This window comes from Pseudomonas sp. KBW05, assembly GCF_003852405.1.
Taxonomy (GTDB): Bacteria; Pseudomonadota; Gammaproteobacteria; order Pseudomonadales; family Pseudomonadaceae; genus Aquipseudomonas.
The window spans coordinates 17,051-37,361 of record NZ_QAJM01000018.1 but is presented as its reverse complement, the minus strand read 5'-3'; the positions used below and the strand labels follow the sequence as shown (position 1 = coordinate 37,361).

Genomic DNA, 20,311 nt, shown 5'->3' with positions numbered 1-20,311 from the left:
TGGATGAGATACACCGAACGTTGCGGGCAAGGCGCGGCGGCGTCAAGTCAGGCGCCCGGTTTGGGGGTGCGGGCCAGGCAATACACATCGACTTGGCGCGCACCGGCATTGATCAACAGGCGGGCGAGGCTGTGGGCGGTGGCGCCGGTGGTGAGCACATCGTCTACCAGGGCGAAGTGGCGGCCCGTCACGTCGGCGTTGACGGCCAGGGCGAAGGCCGTAAGCAGGTTGCGCTGGCGGCTTTTGGCGTCGAGGGCCTGCTGTGCGACGGTGTCCTGGGGGCGTAACAACAGGTGTTCATCGATGGCGATGCCGAGGTCTTGGCTGAGCCACCGCGCCAGCATGTGTGCCTGGTTGAAGCCGCGTTCACGCAGGCGTTTGCGCGCCATGGGCACTGGTAGCAGGCAGTCGGGGCGGGGGAGTCCGGTGTTGTCGAAGTGATGTTGCAGGTGCTGGCCCAACAGCCGCGCAAGCATTTGCCCGAGGGGCCAGCGCGCCTGGTGCTTGAAGCGGCTGATCAGGCTGTCGATGGGAAAGCTGTAGGTCCAGGGGGCAATCATTTGTTTAAAGGCCGGTGGTTTTTTCAGGCATTGGCCGCATATCAGACCGTCCATCGGCAAGGGCAGGGCGCAGATCTCGCACGGTGCCATCAGCCAGGGCAGCTCGGTTTCGCAGACGTTGCATACACAATGGCTGGAGAGTGTCGCTTCATCGCAGATTAAACAGGTGTGTTCGTTTTTTAACCAGATGTAAACCTGGTGTTTGTGGTCAGGTTGACAGTGCATGAATCTTCCTTAAATATGCCGAGCATCCGTGTCGTGTCTGTGGGTATTGCCCTTCCCGCAGCGCTTGCCAAAGCATAATCAAGGAATCGCCCATGAGCGCCAGCACCACCGCCACCTTGCGTCACGATTGGTCCCTCGCCGAAGTCAAAGCGCTGTTTGTGCAGCCGTTCAATGACCTGCTGTTCCAGGCGCAGACCGTGCACCGCGCGCATTTCGACGCCAACCGTGTGCAGGTGTCGACCCTGCTGTCGATCAAGACGGGCGCCTGCCCGGAAGATTGCAAATATTGTCCGCAGTCGGGCCACTACAACACCGGCCTGGAAAAAGAAAAGCTGATGGAAGTGCAGAAGGTCCTCGAAGAGGCCGCCCGCGCCAAGGCCATCGGCTCGACGCGCTTCTGCATGGGCGCCGCGTGGAAGCACCCGTCGGCCAAGGACATGCCCTACGTGCTGCAGATGGTCCAAGGCGTCAAGGCCATGGGCCTGGAAACCTGCATGACGCTTGGTCGCCTCGACCAGGAGCAGACCGAAGCGCTGGCCCAGGCCGGTCTCGACTACTACAACCACAACCTCGATACGTCGCCGGAGTTCTACGGCAGCATCATCACCACCCGCACCTACAGCGAGCGCCTGCAAACCCTGGCTTACGTACGGGATTCGGGGATGAAGATCTGCTCCGGCGGCATCCTCGGCATGGGTGAGTCCCTCGACGACCGCGCCAACCTGCTGATCCAACTGGCCAACCTGCCGGAACACCCGGAGTCGGTGCCGATCAACATGCTGGTGAAGGTGGCCGGTACGCCGCTGGAGAACGCCGAGGACATCGACCCGTTCGACTTTATCCGCATGCTCGCCGTGGCGCGCATCCTCATGCCGCAGTCCCATGTGCGCCTGTCGGCCGGCCGCGAGGCGATGAACGAGCAGATGCAGGCCCTGGCGTTTTTTGCCGGTGCCAACTCGATCTTCTATGGCGACAAGTTGCTGACCACTGCGAACCCGCAGGCGGACAAGGACATGCAATTGTTCTCGCGTTTGGGGATCTTGCCGGAGGCCCGTGAAGAGCACGCCGATGAGGTGCATCAGGCGGCGATCGAGCAGGCGTTGGTGGAGCAGAAGAGCAGCGAGCAGTTCTACAACGCGGTGGTTTGAATCCCCGGTCCCACTTTGGAACACGATCCAACTGTGGGAGCGGGCTTGCTCGCGAAAGCGGTCTTTCAGTTGATGCATGTGTTGGCTGACACACCGTCTTCGCGAGCAAGCCCGCTCCCACATTTGGACCGTGTTCAGTCTGCTTAATCGAGGCCAGCATGTCTTTCGATCTCTCCGCGCGCCTCGCTGCCCGCCGTGCCGAACACCTTTATCGCCAACGCCCGCTGCTGCAAAGCCCCCAAGGCCCGCAAGTGGTGGTGGACGGCCAGCCGTTGCTGGCGTTCTGCAACAACGATTACCTGGGCCTGGCCAATCACCCGCACGTGATCGAAGCCTGGCGCGCCGGTGCGTCCCGCTGGGGCGTGGGCGGTGGTGCTTCGCACTTGGTGGTGGGGCATGCAACGCCACACCATGAGCTGGAAGAAGCCCTGGCCGACCTCACCGGTCGCCCGCGCGCACTGCTGTTTACTACCGGCTACATGGCCAACCTCGGCGCAGTTACCGCGCTGGTGGGGCAGGGCGATACGGTGCTGGAGGACCGGCTTAACCATGCGTCGTTGCTGGATGCCGGTTTGCTGTCCGGCGCACGTTTCAATCGCTATTTGCACAACGATGCCGACAGCCTGGCCAAACGCCTGGAGAAGGCCATCGGCAATACCTTGGTGGTCACCGACGGCGTGTTCAGCATGGACGGCGACTTGGCCGATTTGCCTGCGCTGGCCCGTGAAACACGCGCAAAAGGCGCGTGGTTGATGGTGGATGACGCCCACGGTTTTGGTCCGCTGGGCGCCAGCGGCGGCGGGATCGTCGAGCATTTCGGCTTGAGCCAGGAGGACGTGCCGGTGTTGGTCGGCACCCTCGGCAAGGCGTTTGGCACGGCCGGCGCATTTGTGGCCGGCAGTGAAGAGCTGATCGAAAGCCTGATCCAGTTCGCGCGGCCGTATATCTACACCACCAGCCAACCGCCGGCGCTGGCCTGCGCCACGTTGAAAAGCCTGGAACTGCTGCGCACCGAGCATTGGCGCCGCGCGCACCTCAACGGCCTGATCCGCCAGTTCCGCCAGGGCGCCGAGCAGTTGGGCCTGGATTTGATGGCAAGCTTTACGCCGATCCAGCCGATCCTGATCGGCGACAGCGCCAAAGCCGTGCGCCTGTCGCAGATGTTGCGCGAGCGAGGCCTGATGGTCACCGCGATCCGTCCGCCCACCGTGCCGGCCGGCAGCGCGCGTTTGCGCGTGACCTTGACGGCGGCCCACACCGAGGCGCAGGTGCAGCTATTGTTAAACGCATTGGAAGAGTGTTTCCGCTTGTTAGGCGCCACGGAGCCCGACCATGCGTGATCGACTGATCTTGTTGCCCGGTTGGGGCCTCGGCGTATCGCCGCTGGAACCCTTGGCCGCCGCCTTGCAGGGGCTCGACGAACACCTGCGGGTGCAGATCGAGCCGTTGCCGGCGCTGGATTCCAGCGACCTCGACGAATGGCTGGATGAACTCGACGCCACATTGCCGGACAACGCCTGGCTGGGCGGCTGGTCCCTCGGCGGCATGCTCGCCACGGCACTGGCGGCGCGGCGCGGGGAACGTTGCTGCGGCCTGCTGACCCTGGCGAGCAACCCGTGTTTCGTCGCCCATGACGGTTGGCCGAGTGCGATGCCTGCCGAGACCTTCGACGCCTTCCTCGCCGGTTGCCATGCGGATTCCCAAGTCACCCTGAAACGCTTCGGCCTGTTGTGTGCCAAGGGTGCTGCGGACCCGCGTGGGCTCGCGCGTCTGCTAGTGAGCGGGGCGCCGAATACGCCGTCCCGCGTGTTGATGACCGGTCTTGAACTGCTCGCCCAACTCGACACCCGCGAAGCCTTGCTGGCGTATCGCGGCCCGCAGATGCACCTGTTCGCCGGGCTGGATGAACTGGTGCCCGCCGAGGCGGCAAGCGCCCTGTTGAGCTTGCTGCCCGATGTTGAAATCGGTCTGATTGAACAGGCCGGTCACGCTTTTCTTCTGGAAGACCCCCACGGTGTCGCGGGGGCCATCCAGGCTTTTTTGCATGAGTGCGTTGATGACTGATTTATCCCACCCCCAACTGCCGGGTGCCTTGCCGGACAAGCGCCAGGTAGCGGCGTCGTTCTCCCGTGCAGCGGCCAGTTATGACAGCGTTGCCGAGTTGCAACGCGCGGTAGGCAGTGAATTGCTCGCCCGTCTGCCGGCGGCCCTCGCGCCGCAACGCTGGCTGGATATGGGCTGTGGCACCGGGTATTTCAGCCGCGTGCTGGGTGAGCGTTTGCCGGCCAGCCAAGGTGTGGCGCTGGATATTGCCGAGGGCATGCTTAACCACGCCCGGCCATTGGGCGGCGCACAGCACTTCATCGCAGGCGACGCCGAACGCTTGCCGCTTAAAGCTGACAGCTTGGGGCTGATCTTCTCCTCCCTCGCGGTGCAATGGTGTGCGAATTTCGAGGCGGTGCTCAGCGAGGCCTATCGTGTGCTGCAACCCGGCGGCGTGCTGGCGTTCGCCAGCTTGTGCGTGGGCACGCTGGATGAGCTGCGAGAAAGCTGGCGCGCGGCGGACGGCCTGGTGCACGTCAACCGCTTCCGCACCTTTGAGGCGTACCAGCAGTTGTGCGCGGCCAGCGGTTTGCGCGTGGTCAGCCTGGAGCGCCAGCCCCATGTATTGCATTACCCGGATGTGCGCAGCCTGACCCATGAATTGAAGGCGCTGGGCGCGCATAACCTCAACCCGGGCCGGCCGGGAGGGTTGACGGGGCGCGCGCGGATTGTTGCACTGGTGGACGCTTATGAGCAGTTCCGTCAGGCCCAGGGCCTGCCGGCGACTTACCAGGTGGTGTACGCAGTACTGGAGAAACCGTTATGAGCGTCGCTTATTTCATTACGGGCACCGACACCGATGTCGGCAAGACCACCGTCGCGGCCGGGCTGCTGCATGCCGCGCGACAGGCCGGAAAAAGTACCGCCGCAGGCAAGCCGGTGGCCTCCGGTTGCCAGGTCACGCCAAAGGGCCTGCGCAATGCCGATGCACTGGCGTTGTTGGCCGAGTGTTCATTGCCGCTGAGTTACGCCGAGGTGAATCCGGTGGCGTTCGAGCCGGCCATCGCGCCCCATCTGGCGGCACGGGAAGCCGGTGTTGCGCTCACGGTGCAGTCGTTGCTCAAACCCATGCAGCAGGTGTTGGCACGGGACGCGGATTTCACCTTGATCGAAGGCGCGGGCGGCTGGCGCGTACCCTTGGCCGATCAGGCGAATCTGTCGGACCTGGCCATCGCGCTGAAGCTGCCGGTGATCCTGGTGGTGGGCGTGCGCCTGGGTTGCATCAGCCATGCGTTGCTCACGGCCGAAGCCATTGCGCGGGACGGTTTGCCGCTGGCGGGTTGGGTGGCGAATATCATCGACCCCAAGACCTCCCGTCTGGAAGAAAACCTCGCCACCCTGGCCGAACGCCTGCCTGCGCCATGCCTGGGCCGCGTGCCGAAACTCAAGCACGCCGGGGCCGAAGCCGTCGCGGAGTACTTGCAGCTGGACCTGCTTGACTGATTTTGGCTATCACTAAGGCATTGTGCCATTAGTGTTTTTGACGGGTGTTTTGCCGGTTTCTCTGCTTCAATCTGTGTTCACGATTCTCTAAAGGCAGGCTTACGCCATGGACATCTCTGGAAGCAGCGCGTTTTATTCGGGCCTGAGCACCATTCAGACCGGGCAGAACCGTGTCGACCAGGCAGCCGGCAAAATCGCCAGCGCCGCGACGACCCAGCCCTCGGATGCACAGGTTGATCGTCTGCGCGCCAATGATCGTGCCCAGCCTTCCAACTCGGCGAGCAATATGGTCGAAATGGCGCAAGGCAAGTTTCAAGTGGAGCTGGGTGCCAAGGTTGCCAAGGCTTCGGATGAAATGCTTGGTACGTTGATCGATACTTACGCTTAATCCCCTCTCTCCCGGCTTGCTGGCTCTTCTGTGGGAGCTGGCTTGCCTGCGATAGCCTCAACTCGGTCTTCCTGATACACCGCGGCACCCGCATCGCAGGCAAGCCAGCTCCCACATTTGTCCTGCGCCAACCCTCTGAACTCCTACACTTTCCTTTGCTGTGGCAACCCGCCGCAAGCATCGCCGTGCGCGTCATTGATTGGCGTCATGACAAACGGCGTCTTGACATCCCCAGGTCGTAAACGTATGTTTCAAACACCTGTTTGACCGCTACAACAAATCCACGCGGTTGTTCATTCCAGATACATCAGCAGAGGTTTATCGCTATGCCTGATTACAAGGCCCCCTTGCGTGATATTCGCTTCGTTCGTGACGAACTGCTTGGCTATGAAGCGCACTATCAAAGCCTGCCGGCTTGCCAGGACGCTACCCCGGACATGGTTGACGCCATTCTCGAAGAAGGCGCCAAGTTCTGTGAGCAAGTACTGGCACCGTTGAACCGCGTGGGCGACATCGAAGGGTGTACCTGGAGTGAGTCAGGCGTTAAAACCCCTACGGGTTTCAAAGAAGCCTACAAACAATTCGTCGAAGGCGGCTGGCCAAGCCTGGCCCACGACGTGGAGCACGGCGGCCAAGGCCTGCCGGAATCCCTGGGCCTGGCGGTCAGCGAAATGGTTGGCGCCGCCAACTGGTCGTGGGGCATGTACCCGGGCCTGTCCCACGGTGCGATGAATACCATTTCCGAGCACGGCACCCCTGAGCAGCAAGACGCTTACCTGACCAAGCTGGTGTCGGGCGAATGGACCGGCACCATGTGCCTGACCGAGCCACACTGCGGCACTGACCTGGGCATGCTGCGCACCAAGGCCGAGCCTCAGGCCGACGGTTCCTACAAAGTCTCCGGGACCAAGATCTTCATCTCGGCCGGTGAACACGACATGGCCGACAACATCGTCCACATCGTCCTGGCCCGCCTGCCGGACGCACCGGCTGGCACCAAAGGTATCTCGCTGTTTATCGTGCCGAAGTTCCTGCCGAATGCAGACGGTTCGGTGGGTGAGCGCAACGCGGTGACCTGTGGCTCCCTGGAACACAAGATGGGCATCCACGGCAACGCCACCTGCGTGATGAACTTCGACGCGGCCACCGGTTTCCTGATCGGCCCGGCGAACAAAGGCCTGAACTGCATGTTCACCTTTATGAACACCGCGCGCCTGGGCACTGCGCTGCAAGGCTTGTCCCACGCAGAGATCGGCTTCCAGGGCGGCCTGAAATACGCTCGTGACCGCCTGCAAATGCGCTCCCTGACTGGCCCGAAAGCGCCGGACAAGGCCGCTGACCCGATCATCGTGCACCCTGACGTGCGCCGCATGCTGCTGACCATGAAAGCCTTCGCCGAAGGCAACCGTGCGATGGTGTACTTCACCGCCAAGCAAGTGGACATCGTCAAGTACGGCACCGACGACGAAGCCAAGAAGCAAGCCGACGGCCTGCTGGCGTTCATGACCCCGATCGCCAAGGCGTTCATGACCGAAGTCGGTTTTGAATCCGCCAACCACGGCGTGCAGATCTACGGCGGCCACGGCTTTATCGCCGAGTGGGGCATGGAGCAGAACGTGCGCGACAGCCGCATTTCGATGCTGTACGAAGGCACCACCGGTATCCAGGCGCTCGACCTGCTGGGCCGTAAAGTGCTGATGACCCAAGGCGAAGCGCTCAAGGGCTTCACCAAGATCGTGCACAAGTTCTGCCAGGCCAACGAAGGCAACGAAGCCGTCAAAGAATTCGTTGCACCGCTGGTTGCACTGAACAAAGAGTGGGGCGAGTTGACCATGAAGGTCGGCATGGCCGCGATGAAAGACCGCGAAGAAGTGGGTGCAGCCTCGGTGGATTACCTGATGTACTCCGGTTACGCGTGCCTGGCTTACTTCTGGGCCGACATGGCGCGCCTGGCAGCCGAGAAGCTGGCCGCCGGCACCACCGAAGAGGCGTTCTACACCGCCAAGCTGCAGACCGCGCGCTTCTACTTCCAGCGCATCCTGCCGCGTACCCTGGCCCATAAAGCCACCATGCTGTCGGGTGCCAACAACCTGATGGACATGAAAGAAGAAGACTTCGGCCTGGCTTACTAAGCCTTACCGTGTTCACTTCCAGAGCCGCCGCTCCTTTACGGGAGCGGCGGCTTTTTTGTGGGCGATAAAAAACCCCAGTACAGCGCTCAGGGATTAGCGTCGGCTGCCGTTACAGTGATGGCAATGTGATACATGCGTGCCAGGTTGTGCTTAACTGTCTGCATACAGGCACAGTGCCATCATTTATCTGCGGGTCGGAGTTTTACCCTTGTCACGCGTGTCCGCTGTACGGTTCAGTCATTTCCTCCCTTCGTTGCTGCTGTTGCTGGCCGGGCTCTCGGCTGCGTACGTCAAGGACCTCAACGTCTTCTTCACTTCGCTGTTCAACGTGCTGCCGACTTTGGTGCTGTTGCTCGGCGGTGCGTATTGCGCGGTGTACCGTCGCCAGCGCGAACTGTTCCTGATGATCACGGTGTACGTCGCGTATTTCCTGCTGGACACCCAGACCGATTACTACCGCGACAACGGCCGCGTGCGCGAAGACGCCGCCGTGGTGTTCCACCTGTGTTGCCTGTTGTTGCCGCTGTTGTTCAGCATCTACGCGCTGTGGCAGGAAAAGACCCACCTGTTCCGTGACTTCGTCGCGCGTTGTGCGGTGCTGTTTGCCGTCGGCAGCGTGGCGTTGGCGCTGGAGCAAAGTTATCCCCAGGCGCTGCTGAACTGGCTGGCCGAGATTCGCTGGCCGGCGCTGCATGGCAACTGGATGAGCCTGATCCAGTTGTCGTATCCGATGTTCCTGATCGGCTTCCTGACCCTCGCGGCGCAGTACTGGTATCAGCCACGCCCGCTGCACGCGGCGCAATTGGTGGGGTTTGTTGGATTGTTCTGGATGTTGCCGCAAACCTTCATCCTGCCGTTCACCCTCAACATCATGTGCAGCCAAGTGATGCTGATGATCGCCGCCGGCGTGGCCCACGAGGCGTATCAAATGGCCTTCCGCGACGAGCTGACCGGGTTGCCGGGGCGCCGTGCGCTGAACGAGCGCATGCAGCGCCTGGGTCGCAACTATGTACTGGCGATGACCGACGTCGATCACTTCAAGCGCTTCAACGACACCCATGGCCACGACGTCGGGGACCAGGTGCTGCGCCTGGTGGCGAGCAAGTTGGCCAAGGTCAACGGTGGTGGGCGCGCCTATCGGTATGGTGGGGAAGAGTTCGCCGTGGTGTTCGCCGGCAAGACCCTGGACGAATGCATGCCGCACCTGGAAGAGATCCGCGAGATCATCGCCAACTACGACATCAAGCTGCGCAACCCGGACCGCCCCCAGGACGATCAGCAAGGTCGCCAGCGCCGCGTGGGCAGCGGTGCAACCAGTGTGTCGGTGACCGTGAGTATCGGTGTGGCCGAGCGCCAGGCCGAGCAGCGCACCAGCGAAGAAGTGCTCAAGTCCGCCGACCAGGCGCTGTACGCCGCCAAGGGCGCGGGGCGCAATTGCGTGATCGCGGCCGGGCAAACCCGGCGTGGCGCGGTGCGCATGGAGAGCGCTGCCGGTTGAGTAATGGCGCTGTATTCAGCAGCGCTACAGTGATTGTCCAGGCGGGTTGCCGCCAGTAGGTTGAAGCCATCTGCTGCCGGAGACATTGCCATGCCTGACTACAAAGCTCCCCTGCGCGACATGCGCTTTCTGATCGACGACGTGTTTGATTTCCACGGCCACTACGCGGCGCTGGGGGCGACAGACGCCAGCCCGGACATGGTCAGCGCAATCCTCGAAGAAGGCGCGAAATTCTGCGAAAACGTGCTCGCACCGCTGAACCGCAGTGGCGATGAAGAGGGCTGCCATTTCGATAACGGCGTGGTCACCACGCCCAAGGGCTTCAAGGAAGCCTTCGCCCAATATGTGGAAGGCGGCTGGCACGGCGTGGCGGCGGACCCGGCCTATGGCGGCCAGGGCTTGCCGCAATCCCTGGGCCTGGTGCTCAGCGAGATGATCGGCTCCAGCAATACCTCCTGGGGCATGTACCCGGGGCTGACCCATGGCGCGATGTCGGCGATCCACGCCCACGGCAGCGCCAAGCAGAAAGACACCTTCCTGAGCAAACTTACCGCCGGGGAGTGGACCGGCACCATGTGCCTCACCGAAGCCCATTGCGGCACCGACTTGGGCCTGATCAAGACCCGCGCCGTGCCCCAGGCGGACGGCAGTTATGCGGTGACCGGCAGCAAGATCTTCATCTCGGCCGGCGAGCACGACATGAGCGCGAACATCATCCACCTGGTGCTGGCCAAGCTGCCGGACGCGCCGGCGGGCACCAAGGGCATCTCGTTGTTTATCGTGCCCAAGTTCCATGCCGACACCGGCGCGCGCAACGCGGTGCACTGCGGTTCCATCGAACACAAGATGGGCATCAAGGCGTCTGCCACCTGCGTGTTGAACTTCGACGGGGCCAAGGGCTTCCTGATCGGCGAGGCAAACAAGGGCCTCAACTGCATGTTCACCATGATGAACCACGCGCGCCTGGGCACCGGCATGCAGGGCTTGTGCAATGGCGAGGCGAGCTTCCAGGGTGCGATCAAATACGCCAACGACCGCCTGCAAATGCGTGCCCTGACCGGCGCCAAGGCCCCGGACAAAGCGGCCGACCCGATCATCGTGCACCCCGATGTGCGGCGCATGTTGTTGACCATGAAAGCCTTCAACGAAGGCAACCGCGCCCTGACCTATTTCACTGCGCAGTTGCTCGACACTGCACACCTGAGCAGCGACGCGGCCCAGCGCCAGGAGGCCGAAGACCTGTTGGCGTTCCTCACCCCGATCTGCAAGGCTTTTATGACCGACACCGGCATGGAGGTGACCAACCACGGCATGCAGATTTTCGGCGGCCATGGCTACATCCGCGAATGGGGTATGGAACAACTGGCGCGGGATGCGCGGATTGCGCCGATCTATGAGGGCACCAACGGCATCCAGGCCCTCGATTTGCTCGGGCGCAAGGTGCTGGGCAGCCAGGGCAAGCTGCTGCGTGGCTTCACTAAAATCGTGCATAAGTTCTGCGCGGCGAATGCCGAGCATGCGCAGCTCAAGGCCTACGTGGCGCAGCTCAATCAACTCAACCAGGAATGGGGCGAGCTGACGACCAAAGTGGGCATGGCGGCCATGAAGAACCCTGATGAAGTGGGCGCAGCGGCGGTGGATTACCTGATGTACAGCGGTTACATCGTGCTCGCCTACCTGTGGCTGCGCATGGCGATCGCGGCGCTTGGCGAGCCCGATACGGACTTCGCCAAAGCCAAGCTGGCCACCTGCGACTTTTACTTCAAGCGCCTGTTGCCGCGTACCGCCACCCACCGTGCGGCGGTGGAAGCGGGCAGCGAATGCCTGATGAGTCTGCCGGCGGAGGCATTTGCGCTCTGATGACTTAAAAATACCAATCAGTCACAAGTGGACCCTATGTGTCTGAAAAGTTGTTCGGGTACACTCGGAGCCTGTAAAACCGACACTTACCGAATTACTTTTCACGTTCTCACGAGGTTTGCCATGGCTGATTACAAAGCGCCGCTGCGTGATATGCGCTTCGTCCTCAATGAAGTCTTTGAGGTCGCCACCACTTGGGCCCAATTGCCGGCATTGGCAGACACCGTTGACGCCGAAACCGTAGAGGCCATCCTCGAAGAAGCCGGCAAAGTCACCGCCAAATCCATTGCCCCGCTCAGCCGTGGCGGCGATGAGCAAGGCTGCCGTTGGGAAGACACCGCGGTGTTTACCCCGGATGGTTATCCACAGGCCTACAAAACCTACGCTGAAGGCGGTTGGGTCGGCGTAGGTGGAGACCCGGTGTTCGGCGGCATGGGCATGCCCAAGGCGGTCTCGGCCCAGGTTGAGGAGATGATCAACTCGTCGAGCCTGGCGTTCGGCCTGTACCCGATGCTGACCTCCGGCGCCTGCGTGTCGATCAACACCCACGCCAGTGAAGAACTCAAGGCCATCTACCTGCCGAAGATGTACTCCGGTGAGTGGGCTGGCTCCATGTGCCTGACCGAAGCCCATGCCGGTACTGACCTGGGGATTATTCGCACCAAGGCCGAGCCGCAGGCGGACGGTTCCTACACCATCAGCGGCACCAAGATCTTTATCACCGGTGGCGAGCACGACCTGACCGACAACATCATCCACCTGGTGCTGGCCAAACTGCCGGATGCGCCGGCCGGTCCCAAGGGCATTTCGTTGTTCCTCGTGCCGAAGTTCATGGTCAATGCCGACGGCAGCCTGGGCGCGCGTAACCTGGTGAGCTGTGGCTCGATCGAACACAAGATGGGCATCCAGGCGTCCGCGACCTGTGTGATGAACTTCGATGGCGCCGTGGGTTACCTGGTGGGCGAGCCGAACCGCGGCCTGGCGGCGATGTTCACCATGATGAACTACGAACGTCTGGGCGTTGGCATCCAGGGCCTGGCGTCGGGTGAGCGCTCGTACCAGAACGCGATTGAATACGCGCGTGACCGCCTGCAAAGCCGTGCGCCGACCGGTGCCCAGGCCAAGGACAAAGTCGCGGACCCGATCATCGTCCACCCGGACGTGCGTCGCATGCTGCTGACCATGAAGGCGGCGAACGAAGGCGGCCGTGCATTCTCCACTTACGTGGCGACGCAACTGGACATCGCCAAGTTCAGCGAAGACCCGGCGGCCCGCGAGCGCGCGGATAACCTGGTGGCGTTGCTGACACCTGTCGCCAAGGCGTTCTTGAGCGATCTCGGTCTGGAAACCACCGTGCTCGGCCAGCAAGTGTTTGGCGGCCACGGTTACATCCGCGAGTGGGGCCAGGAGCAACTGGTACGTGACGTACGCATCACCCAGATCTACGAAGGCACCAACGGTATCCAGGCGCTGGACTTGATGGGCCGCAAGATCGTGGGCAGCGGCGGTGCGTTCTACACCTTGTTCGCCGACGAGGTCCGCCAGTTCATCGCAGCGGCAGGCACCGAGTTGGCCGAGTTCACCAAGCCGCTGAGCGCGGCGGTGGATAACCTCGACGAATTGACCGCCTGGGTGCTGGACCGCGCGAAGACCAACCCGAATGAAATCGGTGCGGCCTCCGTGGAGTATTTGCATGCATTTGGATACATGGCCTACGCCTACATGTGGGCACGCATGGCCAAGGCGGCGCTGGGCAAAGAGGCTGAGGAAGACTTCTACGCCAGCAAGCTGGGCACGGCGCGCTTCTATTTTGCGCGCCTGCTGCCGCGCATCCAGTCACTGAGTGCGTCGGTAAAAGCCGGTAGCGAATCACTGTTTTTGCTGGATGAAGCACTGTTCTAAGGGCTTGGAGGGCGTGTAAGCAATCTCTTACATGACGTGCTGCTATTCGTCCTCTATCGCCAAATTGGATCCACAGATAATCTACTTCACATGGACGTCGCGCAGGAAGCGCAAAGCAACAACACGGACACGTAGGATTCTGCCAGGACGGCGGAGTGAAATGGATGTCAGGGAAACAGTCTGCAAAGCCCCGCTTCGGCGGGGTTTTCTTTTGCCCGCGAAAAAGTCAGGCGCCTGCCTGCGGGGCATTCATCACGTCTTCGAGCAAGGTGCGCAACAGCGCTACCGTCGCTTGCTGGCGCTGCGCATCACGGCATACCAAGCCCACTTTCAACGGCACCCTGGGTTCGCTCAAGGGTTTCCACAGCAGCGACTGGCTGTTGTGTTCGTCCTGGGAACGTCCTGGTAGCACCGTCGCCAGCTTGGTGTGAGGCAGGCTGTCGAGAATCCCCACCATCGTGTTCAGCTCGGCCTGCACCTGCGGGCGCCGCCCGAGGTTGGCCAATTGGCCCTGCCAGATCTGCCGGACCTGAAACTCTTCCCCCAGCAGCAACATGGGCAACTCGGCCGCCTGTTTCAGCGAGACTTTCTTGAATTCCCGCAGCGGATGATCCTCGGGGATAACCACCTTCAACTCATCTTCGTACAGCAGTGCGCCGTGTAGCCCCGGCTGTCGGGGTGGCAGGTAGCTGATGCCTATGTCCAGCGAGCCATTGAGCAGTCGCCGTTCGATCTCCAGCCCGGTCAATTCGTAGATCTGCACCACCAGATGCGGCTGGGCCTTGCGCACACGCTCAAGCATTTGCGGGACCAGGCTGGTGTGCACGGTTTGCAGCACGCCAATGGCCAAGGTGCGCATGGCCTGGCCCTTGAAATTGCGCAAGGCTTCGACGGCTTGCTGCATGCCATCGATCAGCGGCAACGCGTGGTTGTACAGCGTGTGGGCCGCCAGAGTCGGCAACAGGCGTTTGCTGCTGCGTTCGAACAGGCTCACATCGAGGTTCTGCTCCAGTTGGCGGATCTGTTGGGACAGTGCCGGTTGGGAGATCGACAGACGCTCTGCGGCGCGGCCGACGTGGCCTTCCTCATACACCGCGACGAAATAACGCAGTTGCTTGAAATCCATAAGACTTACTTATCGAAAAAGCTGGAAAATCGAAATGGCTGTTGGCCCCCGAGGCGCCTAGTCTAGCGCCTATTCGCAGGGCTTACAGGGCCAGATCGGGCAATGAACAGCGTTTATTCAGACAGCGTTTACATAGGCAAGGCAAAAAACCTCATGACCGCAGTGGCCGGATGTACCGACCAAGGTCCGGTTGCTATCGGGGGCGAGCTGTGAACCTGTTCAATATGCGTCGGTCTGCGCCGAGCCTGGATGACCTGATTCTGGATGAATCGCCGTCGGGGGATTCCCTGATGCCCACCGTGGCGCGGCCGCCGCAGGTTTTCGTACGCGGCCAGGGCTCCTGGTTGTGGGACAGTGAGGACCGTGCCTACCTGGATTTCAGCCAGGGAAACGCCGCCAACAGCCTCGGCCATAGCCCGCAGGTGTTGATCAAGGCCCTGGCCGATCAGGCCCAGGCACTGATCAACCCGGGTAATGGTCTGTATAACCGCGCCCAACTCAACCTCGCCGAGCGCCTGTGCCACCGCACCGGCAGCGACCAGGCTTACCTGCTCAACAGCGGCGCGGAAGCCTGCGAAGCGGCGATCAAGCTGGCGCGCAAATGGGGCCAGCGGCATCGCGGCGGCGCCTATCGGATCATCAGCGCCAGCGCCGGTTGCCATGGGCGCAGCTTCGCCGCGATGGCCGCTTCGGCGGGCGCCGCTGGCAACCGCTTCGAACCGCAATTGCCGGGCTTCAGCCACGTGCCCTTCAACGATTTGCCGGCCCTGCACGCCGCTGTGGATGCGCAAACCGTTGCGATCATGCTCGAACCGATCCAGGGCGAGGCGGGCGTGATTCCCGCGACCGAGCATTACCTTAAAGGTGTGGAGCGCCTGTGCCGCGAGCTGGGCATTCTGCTGATCCTCGACGAAGTGCAAACCGGCCTCGGTCGTTGCGGCACCTTGCTCGCCGAACAGCAATACGGCGTGCGCGCCGACATCATCACCCTCGGCAAAGGCCTCGGCGGCGGCGTGCCCCTGGCAGCGCTGCTGGCGCGGGGCAACGCCTGTTGCTTTGAAGTGGGCGAGTTGGAAGGCACCCATCACGGCAATGCGCTCATGGCCTCGGCTGGCGTGGCGGTACTCGATACCGTGCTGGAACACGGCTTTCTTGAGCATGTGCGCGAAGCCGGCCTGCACCTGGGCGAAGGCCTCGCCCGCCTGGCTTACCGCTACGACCACGGCCAACTGCGTGGCCATGGCCTGATGTGGGGCCTGACCTTGTCAGATGATTCTGCAGATGCGGTGGTAAAAGCGGCGCTGCACGAAGGCCTTATCCTCAACGCCCCGCAACCCAACTGCCTGCGCTTTACCCCGGCGCTGACGGTGAGCAAAAGCAATATCGACGAAATGCTCCTGCGCCTGGCGCGCGCCTTCTCCCGCGTGCGCACCGCGCAACTGCAATGCCGCAAGGGCATCGCTGTTTAACCCTTATTTCCTGAACCGTCTCGCGGTATACGCGGCGCCTCCGGCCTGATTCTTTTGGCTGGGGGCGTTTTTTTGTATGTGAAATTTTTGGATTGAAAATGTTGATTGAGCGCTTGTGAAAACAATGGCTTTTTAGCGGGCGTCGGCAAGGACTGCCGATGGGGGGTGGAGCGTTGTGGCGTGCTCCATTTCAAATCTGTACCACTGGGTGGTATGTTTGCTGGAAGGGATATCCATGAAGCTCAGGTTGTTCAAGACCCGGAAATTTGCTGATGTAGCCAGCAAGGCCTGGATCTGTGATTCGCAATTGAGGGAGGCGTTTGGTCAATTGCTGAAGGGGCAGGCAGATAATCTTGGAGGTGGTGTTTGGAAAAAGCGCCTCAACCAGAATAGACATCGTTCCATCGTATTGGCCAAGGGCCGGCATTACTGGGTATATCAATTGCTGTTCGCCAAGCAAGACCAAAGCAATATCAGTCAGAGCGAGCTGATTTGGCTTCGGTCGTTGGCTACGACTTATGAAAGTTTTAACGAAGAGCAGATTCAGCGGATGCTGGATCTCAGGGAGTTCGTGGAGATACATCATGACCAAGAAGTATAAAAGCGAGGTGTTTGAGTCCATTCACCATTCTGCTGAAGCGCTTTACGCTATCGGCGCCATCACTAAGACCACCCTTCGTGAATATGACGAAGCATGCTTATCCGCTGTGCCGGAGCAAATCCCGGCAGAAAAAATTAAAGAACTGCGCGAAAACAGTCACGTCAGCCAACCTGTTTTCGCCCGCTACCTGAACACCAGCGCCTCCACGGTGAAACAGTGGGAATCCGGCGAGAAACGCCCTAGCGGCATGGCACTCAAGCTACTGAGCATCGTGCAAAAACACGGTTTGGAAATCCTGGCCTGAAGATGGCCCAACGCCAGATCCCACTGAACCCTCATGAACCCCCAAGGTCGATTAGCTACACGGCTCACACGAGCCGATTTTCTGGAGCTGAACCCATGGACATCATTCGTATCATCATCGCCATTCTGCTGCCGCCACTGGGTGTGTTCCTGCAAGTGGGTTTCGCCGGTGCGTTCTGGTTGAATATTCTGCTGACCCTGTGCGGTTATTTCCCGGGCATCATCCACGCGGTGTACATCATCGCCAAGCGCTGAGGCCGTCAGCCTTTAGCGATGAGCCGTGAATTACGCTCATTGCGAAAGGCCAGTTGCTCGATGGTCTGAGTGGCGTGTTCGGCTTCTTCCCGCGCCTTGAGGATGATGCCGTGCTGCTCGGACTTGCTGCACACCGGGTCGGCATTGCTCGCGTCCCCCGTGAGCATGAAGGCCTGGCAACGGCAGCCGCCGAAGTCTTTTTCCTTTTCATCGCATGAACGGCATGGCTCGGGCATCCAGTCGTAGCCGCGAAAGCGGTTGAAGCCGAACGAGTCGTACCAGATGTGCTGCATGCTGTGGTCGCGCACGTTGGGAAACTGCACCGGCATCTGTCGGGCGCCGTGACAGGGCAGGGCGGTGCCGTCCGGCGTCACTGTCAGAAAGATACTGCCCCAGCCATTCATGCAGGCTTTCGGGCGCTCTTCATAGTAGTCCGGGGTCACGAAGATCAGCTTGCACGGGTGGCCTTCGGCTTCCAGTTTGGCGCGGTATTCGTTGGTGATGCGTTCGGCGCGCACGAGCTGTTCCTGGGTGGGTAGCAACCCGACGCGGTTGAGCTGCGCCCAGCCGTAGAACTGGCAGGTGGCGAGTTCGACAAAGTCCGCTTCCAGCGCAATGCACAGCTCGATGATGCGGTCGATCTTGTCGATATTGTGCCGGTGGGTGACGAAGTTCAGCACCATCGGGTAGCCGTGGGCTTTCACTGCGCGGGCCATTTCGAGTTTTTGCGCGAAGGCTTTTTTCGAGCCGGCCAGCAGGTTGTTCACTTGCTCGTCGCTGGCCTGGAAGCTGATCTGGATATGGTCCAGGCCGGCCTTCTTGAAGTCGCTGATCTTCTGTTCGGTAAGGCCGATGCCGGAAGTGATCAGGTTGGTGTAGAACCCCAGTTTGCGTGCCTCGGCGATCAGTTCGGCGAGGTCCTGGCGCACCAGCGGTTCACCGCCGGAAAACCCCAGCTGTGCGGCGCCCATTTCCCGCGCTTCGCGAAACACCTTGAACCACTGCTCGGTGCTCAGCTCCTTGCCCTGCTCGGCAAAATCCAGCGGATTGGAGCAATACGGGCACTGCAACGGGCAGCGGTAGGTCAGCTCGGCGAGCAGCCACAACGGCAGGCCAATCGGCGGTTTTTCAGGCAAGGGTGATCCAGTGCTCAGCACGGGCGACCTCCATGAATTGCTCGATGTCGTCGCCCAGCTCAGGCACGCCGGGGAACTGCTTATCCAGCTCGGCGATGATCGCCGCCACATCGCGCTCGCCGTCGATCAAGCCGCCGATCAGCGCGGCGCTGTCGTTGAGCTTGATCATGCCTTCGGGGTAGAGCAGCACATGGCCCTTTTGCGCGGGTTCGTACTGGTAGCGATAGCCTTGGCGCCAGGTTGGTTTCTTGCTGCGATCAAAGCTCATAGGGTGATCCCTTTATGCCACACCCGTTGGTCGGTGACGCTGTGATACGGCGGGCGTTTCAGTTCGTAGGCCATGCTCATGGCGTCCAGCATGCTCCACAAAATATCCAGTTTGAACTGGAGAATTTCCAGCATGCGTTCCTGGCCTTCGCGGGTGGTGTAGTGCTGCAGGGTGATCGCCAAACCGTGCTCCACGTCGCGCCGGGCCTGGCCCAGGCGGGTGCGGAAATATTCGTAGCCGGTGGGGTCGATCCACGGGTAATGCTGCGGCCAGCTGTCGAGGCGCGACTGGTGGATCTGCGGCGCGAACAGTTCGGTCAGCGAGCTGCTGGCGGCTTCTTGCCAGCTGGCGCGACGGGCGAAGTTGACGTAGGCATCTACCGCAAATCGTACGCCGGGTAGGACCAATTCCTGCGAACGCAGTTGATCGGGATCGAGGCCGACGGCCTGCCCCAGGCGCAGCCAGGCTTCGATGCCGCCGTCTTCACCCGGTGCACCGTCGTGGTCGAGCAGGCGCTGGATCCACTCGCGGCGGATCTCGCGATCCGGGCAGTTGGCCAGGATCGCCGCGTCTTTGAGCGGGATGTTCACCTGGTAGTAGAAGCGGTTGGCGACCCAGCCCTGGATCTGCTCGCGGCTGGCGCGGCCTTCATACATCGCCACGTGGTAGGGGTGATGGATATGGTAGAAGGCGCCCTTGGCCCGCAGGGCGGCTTCGAATTCAGCGGTGGTCAATGGCGTGTCAGTCATTTTGGTCGCTCCTACAATTCAATGCTCATGCCGTCGTAAGCCACTTCGACATTGCGCCGCACCAGTTCGGCTCGCTCGGGGGAGTCTTCATCGAGGATCGGGTTGGTGTTATTGATGTGGATAAGTACTTTGCGCTGCTCGGGCAACTGCTCCAGCACTTCGAGCATGCCGCCGGGGCCGTTTTGCGCCAGGTGGCCCATCTCGCGCCCGGTGCGGGTGCCGACGCCACGGCGCTGCATTTCGTCGTCATCCCACATCGTGCCGTCCACCAGCAGGCAGTCGCTGGCGGCCATGATCTCCAGCAGCGGCGCGTCGACTTTGCCCAGGCCCGGGGCATAGAACAGCTTGCCGCCGGTGCGCAGGTCTTCGACGATCAAGCCGATGTTGTCGCCTGGGTGCGGGTCGAAGCGGTGCGGCGAGTAGGGCGGCGCGGCGCTGCGCAGTGGCAGCGGGGTGAAACGCAGGTTGGGGCAGGCCGGGACGGTGAAGCTGGTGTCCAGCTCGATGCGGTTCCAGGCCAGGCCGCCGTTCCAGTGGGTGAGCATGGTGAACAGCGGGAAGCCGGTGCTGAGGTCTTCATGGACCATGTCGGTGCACCACACCTGGTGCGGGCAACCTTCGCGCAGGCTCAGCAGGCCGGTGGTGTGGTCGATCTGGCTGTCCATCAGGATGATCGCGCTGATGCCGGTATCGCGCAGGGCGCGGCCCGGTTGCATCGGCGCAAAGCCTTGCAGTTGCGCACGAATATCCGGCGAGGCGTTGCACAGCACCCAATTCACACCATCGTCGGAGATCGCGATGGACGACTGGGTGCGTGCCTGGGCCCGCAGGCTGCCATCACGGAAACCTGCGCAGTTCACGCAGTTGCAGTTCCACTGGGGGAAACCACCGCCGGCGGCGGAACCTAGAATCTGGACAAACATGGTAGCTCCCAAGCAAAGCTCAAAACAAAAACGCCCCGGGCGGGCCGAGGCGTTGTATTACCCAGCAGATTAACGGCTGGCGAAGTACATGGTGACTTCGAAACCGATACGCAGATCAGTGTAAGCAGGTTTGGACCAGGTCATATTCTTACTCCTACCAAGGGATGGGACTTTCACTACCAAGTAATACATATAGTCCACCTCCAATCGGAGATGTTCAGC

21 protein-coding genes are annotated in these 20,311 nt (G+C 61.4%); 14 read left to right on the top strand and 7 right to left on the bottom strand.

Annotated features, from left to right (window positions below; all coding sequences use genetic code 11):
- Positions 1-47: 47 nt before the first annotated feature.
- On the bottom strand, positions 48-785 hold the full coding sequence (locus tag DBR46_RS17310) for a ComF family protein (protein WP_124527161.1): 738 nt from the start codon (positions 783-785) through the stop codon (positions 48-50).
- Between the two features lie 92 nt (positions 786-877).
- On the opposite strand from DBR46_RS17310, the gene bioB reads away from it, so the two are divergent.
- The 10 genes from bioB to DBR46_RS17260 all read left to right on the top strand — a co-directional run bounded on the left by bioB (position 878) and on the right by DBR46_RS17260 (position 13,259).
- On the top strand, positions 878-1,933 hold the full coding sequence (bioB, locus tag DBR46_RS17305) for a biotin synthase BioB (RefSeq protein WP_122487227.1): 1,056 nt from the start codon (positions 878-880) through the stop codon (positions 1,931-1,933).
- A gap of 158 nt (positions 1,934-2,091) precedes the next feature.
- Positions 2,092-3,273: an 8-amino-7-oxononanoate synthase gene (bioF, locus tag DBR46_RS17300; RefSeq protein ID WP_124527160.1), complete on the top strand. Its 1,182-nt coding sequence runs from the start codon at positions 2,092-2,094 to the stop codon at positions 3,271-3,273.
- On the top strand, positions 3,266-3,997 hold the full coding sequence (locus tag DBR46_RS17295; RefSeq protein ID WP_124527159.1) for an alpha/beta fold hydrolase: 732 nt from the start codon (positions 3,266-3,268) through the stop codon (positions 3,995-3,997). Before bioF ends, DBR46_RS17295 begins: the two co-directional genes overlap by 8 nt.
- A complete protein-coding gene (gene bioC, locus DBR46_RS17290; protein WP_124527158.1) occupies positions 3,990-4,802 on the top strand; it encodes a malonyl-ACP O-methyltransferase BioC in 813 nt (270 codons plus the stop codon). Before DBR46_RS17295 ends, bioC begins: the two co-directional genes overlap by 8 nt.
- Positions 4,799-5,479, top strand: coding sequence for a dethiobiotin synthase (bioD, locus tag DBR46_RS17285; RefSeq protein ID WP_124527157.1), 681 nt, complete (start codon positions 4,799-4,801; stop codon positions 5,477-5,479). The genes bioC and bioD overlap by 4 nt, the downstream gene beginning before the upstream one ends.
- 106 nt (positions 5,480-5,585) lie before the next feature.
- Positions 5,586-5,867: a hypothetical protein gene (locus DBR46_RS17280; protein WP_017739535.1), complete on the top strand. Its 282-nt coding sequence runs from the start codon at positions 5,586-5,588 to the stop codon at positions 5,865-5,867.
- A gap of 326 nt (positions 5,868-6,193) precedes the next feature.
- A complete protein-coding gene (locus DBR46_RS17275; RefSeq protein WP_017739534.1) occupies positions 6,194-7,999 on the top strand; it encodes a phenylacyl-CoA dehydrogenase in 1,806 nt (601 codons plus the stop codon).
- A gap of 208 nt (positions 8,000-8,207) precedes the next feature.
- On the top strand, positions 8,208-9,497 hold the full coding sequence (locus tag DBR46_RS17270; RefSeq protein WP_124527156.1) for a diguanylate cyclase: 1,290 nt from the start codon (positions 8,208-8,210) through the stop codon (positions 9,495-9,497).
- Between the two features lie 90 nt (positions 9,498-9,587).
- Positions 9,588-11,357 (top strand): acyl-CoA dehydrogenase C-terminal domain-containing protein, encoded by a 1,770-nt coding sequence (locus DBR46_RS17265; RefSeq protein WP_124527155.1) that lies wholly within the window; start codon positions 9,588-9,590, stop codon positions 11,355-11,357.
- Positions 11,358-11,480: 123 nt separating this feature from the next.
- A complete protein-coding gene (locus tag DBR46_RS17260; RefSeq protein WP_124527154.1) occupies positions 11,481-13,259 on the top strand; it encodes an acyl-CoA dehydrogenase C-terminal domain-containing protein in 1,779 nt (592 codons plus the stop codon).
- Between the two features lie 226 nt (positions 13,260-13,485).
- Here the strand turns inward: DBR46_RS17260 and DBR46_RS17255 are convergent, their stop codons facing one another.
- Positions 13,486-14,385, bottom strand: coding sequence for a LysR family transcriptional regulator (locus tag DBR46_RS17255; RefSeq protein WP_124527153.1), 900 nt, complete (start codon positions 14,383-14,385; stop codon positions 13,486-13,488).
- Positions 14,386-14,594: 209 nt separating this feature from the next.
- Here DBR46_RS17255 and DBR46_RS17250 point away from each other — a divergent pair, with 209 nt between their 5' ends.
- From DBR46_RS17250 to DBR46_RS17235, 4 genes are all read left to right on the top strand, one after another.
- Entirely contained in the window at positions 14,595-15,854 is a 1,260-nt protein-coding gene (locus DBR46_RS17250; RefSeq protein ID WP_124527152.1) for an aspartate aminotransferase family protein, read from the top strand.
- Positions 15,855-16,089: 235 nt separating this feature from the next.
- Positions 16,090-16,455, top strand: a complete 366-nt coding sequence (locus tag DBR46_RS17245; RefSeq protein ID WP_124527151.1) for a type II toxin-antitoxin system RelE/ParE family toxin — start codon at positions 16,090-16,092, stop codon at positions 16,453-16,455.
- Positions 16,439-16,759 carry a DNA-binding transcriptional regulator gene (locus DBR46_RS17240; protein WP_017739527.1) on the top strand — a complete coding sequence of 107 codons (321 nt, stop codon included), beginning with the start codon at positions 16,439-16,441 and terminating at the stop codon, positions 16,757-16,759. Before DBR46_RS17245 ends, DBR46_RS17240 begins: the two co-directional genes overlap by 17 nt.
- Positions 16,760-16,854: 95 nt before the next feature.
- Positions 16,855-17,013 (top strand): YqaE/Pmp3 family membrane protein, encoded by a 159-nt coding sequence (locus DBR46_RS17235; RefSeq protein WP_010207008.1) that lies wholly within the window; start codon positions 16,855-16,857, stop codon positions 17,011-17,013.
- A 5-nt stretch (positions 17,014-17,018) separates the two neighbouring features.
- Here DBR46_RS17235 and pqqE read toward each other — a convergent pair whose 3' ends face one another.
- From pqqE to pqqA, 5 genes are all read right to left on the bottom strand, one after another.
- Entirely contained in the window at positions 17,019-18,149 is a 1,131-nt protein-coding gene (pqqE, locus tag DBR46_RS17230) for a pyrroloquinoline quinone biosynthesis protein PqqE (protein WP_124527319.1), read from the bottom strand.
- On the bottom strand, positions 18,142-18,417 hold the full coding sequence (pqqD, locus tag DBR46_RS17225; RefSeq protein ID WP_003194772.1) for a pyrroloquinoline quinone biosynthesis peptide chaperone PqqD: 276 nt from the start codon (positions 18,415-18,417) through the stop codon (positions 18,142-18,144). The genes pqqE and pqqD overlap by 8 nt, the downstream gene beginning before the upstream one ends.
- Positions 18,414-19,166 carry a pyrroloquinoline-quinone synthase PqqC gene (pqqC, locus tag DBR46_RS17220; RefSeq protein WP_124527150.1) on the bottom strand — a complete coding sequence of 251 codons (753 nt, stop codon included), beginning with the start codon at positions 19,164-19,166 and terminating at the stop codon, positions 18,414-18,416. The genes pqqD and pqqC overlap by 4 nt, the downstream gene beginning before the upstream one ends.
- An 11-nt stretch (positions 19,167-19,177) precedes the next feature.
- A complete protein-coding gene (pqqB, locus tag DBR46_RS17215) occupies positions 19,178-20,089 on the bottom strand; it encodes a pyrroloquinoline quinone biosynthesis protein PqqB (RefSeq protein ID WP_124527149.1) in 912 nt (303 codons plus the stop codon).
- A 69-nt stretch (positions 20,090-20,158) separates the two neighbouring features.
- A complete protein-coding gene (gene pqqA, locus DBR46_RS17210; protein ID WP_003194766.1) occupies positions 20,159-20,233 on the bottom strand; it encodes a pyrroloquinoline quinone precursor peptide PqqA in 75 nt (24 codons plus the stop codon).
- Between the last annotated feature and the right edge of the window lie 78 nt (positions 20,234-20,311).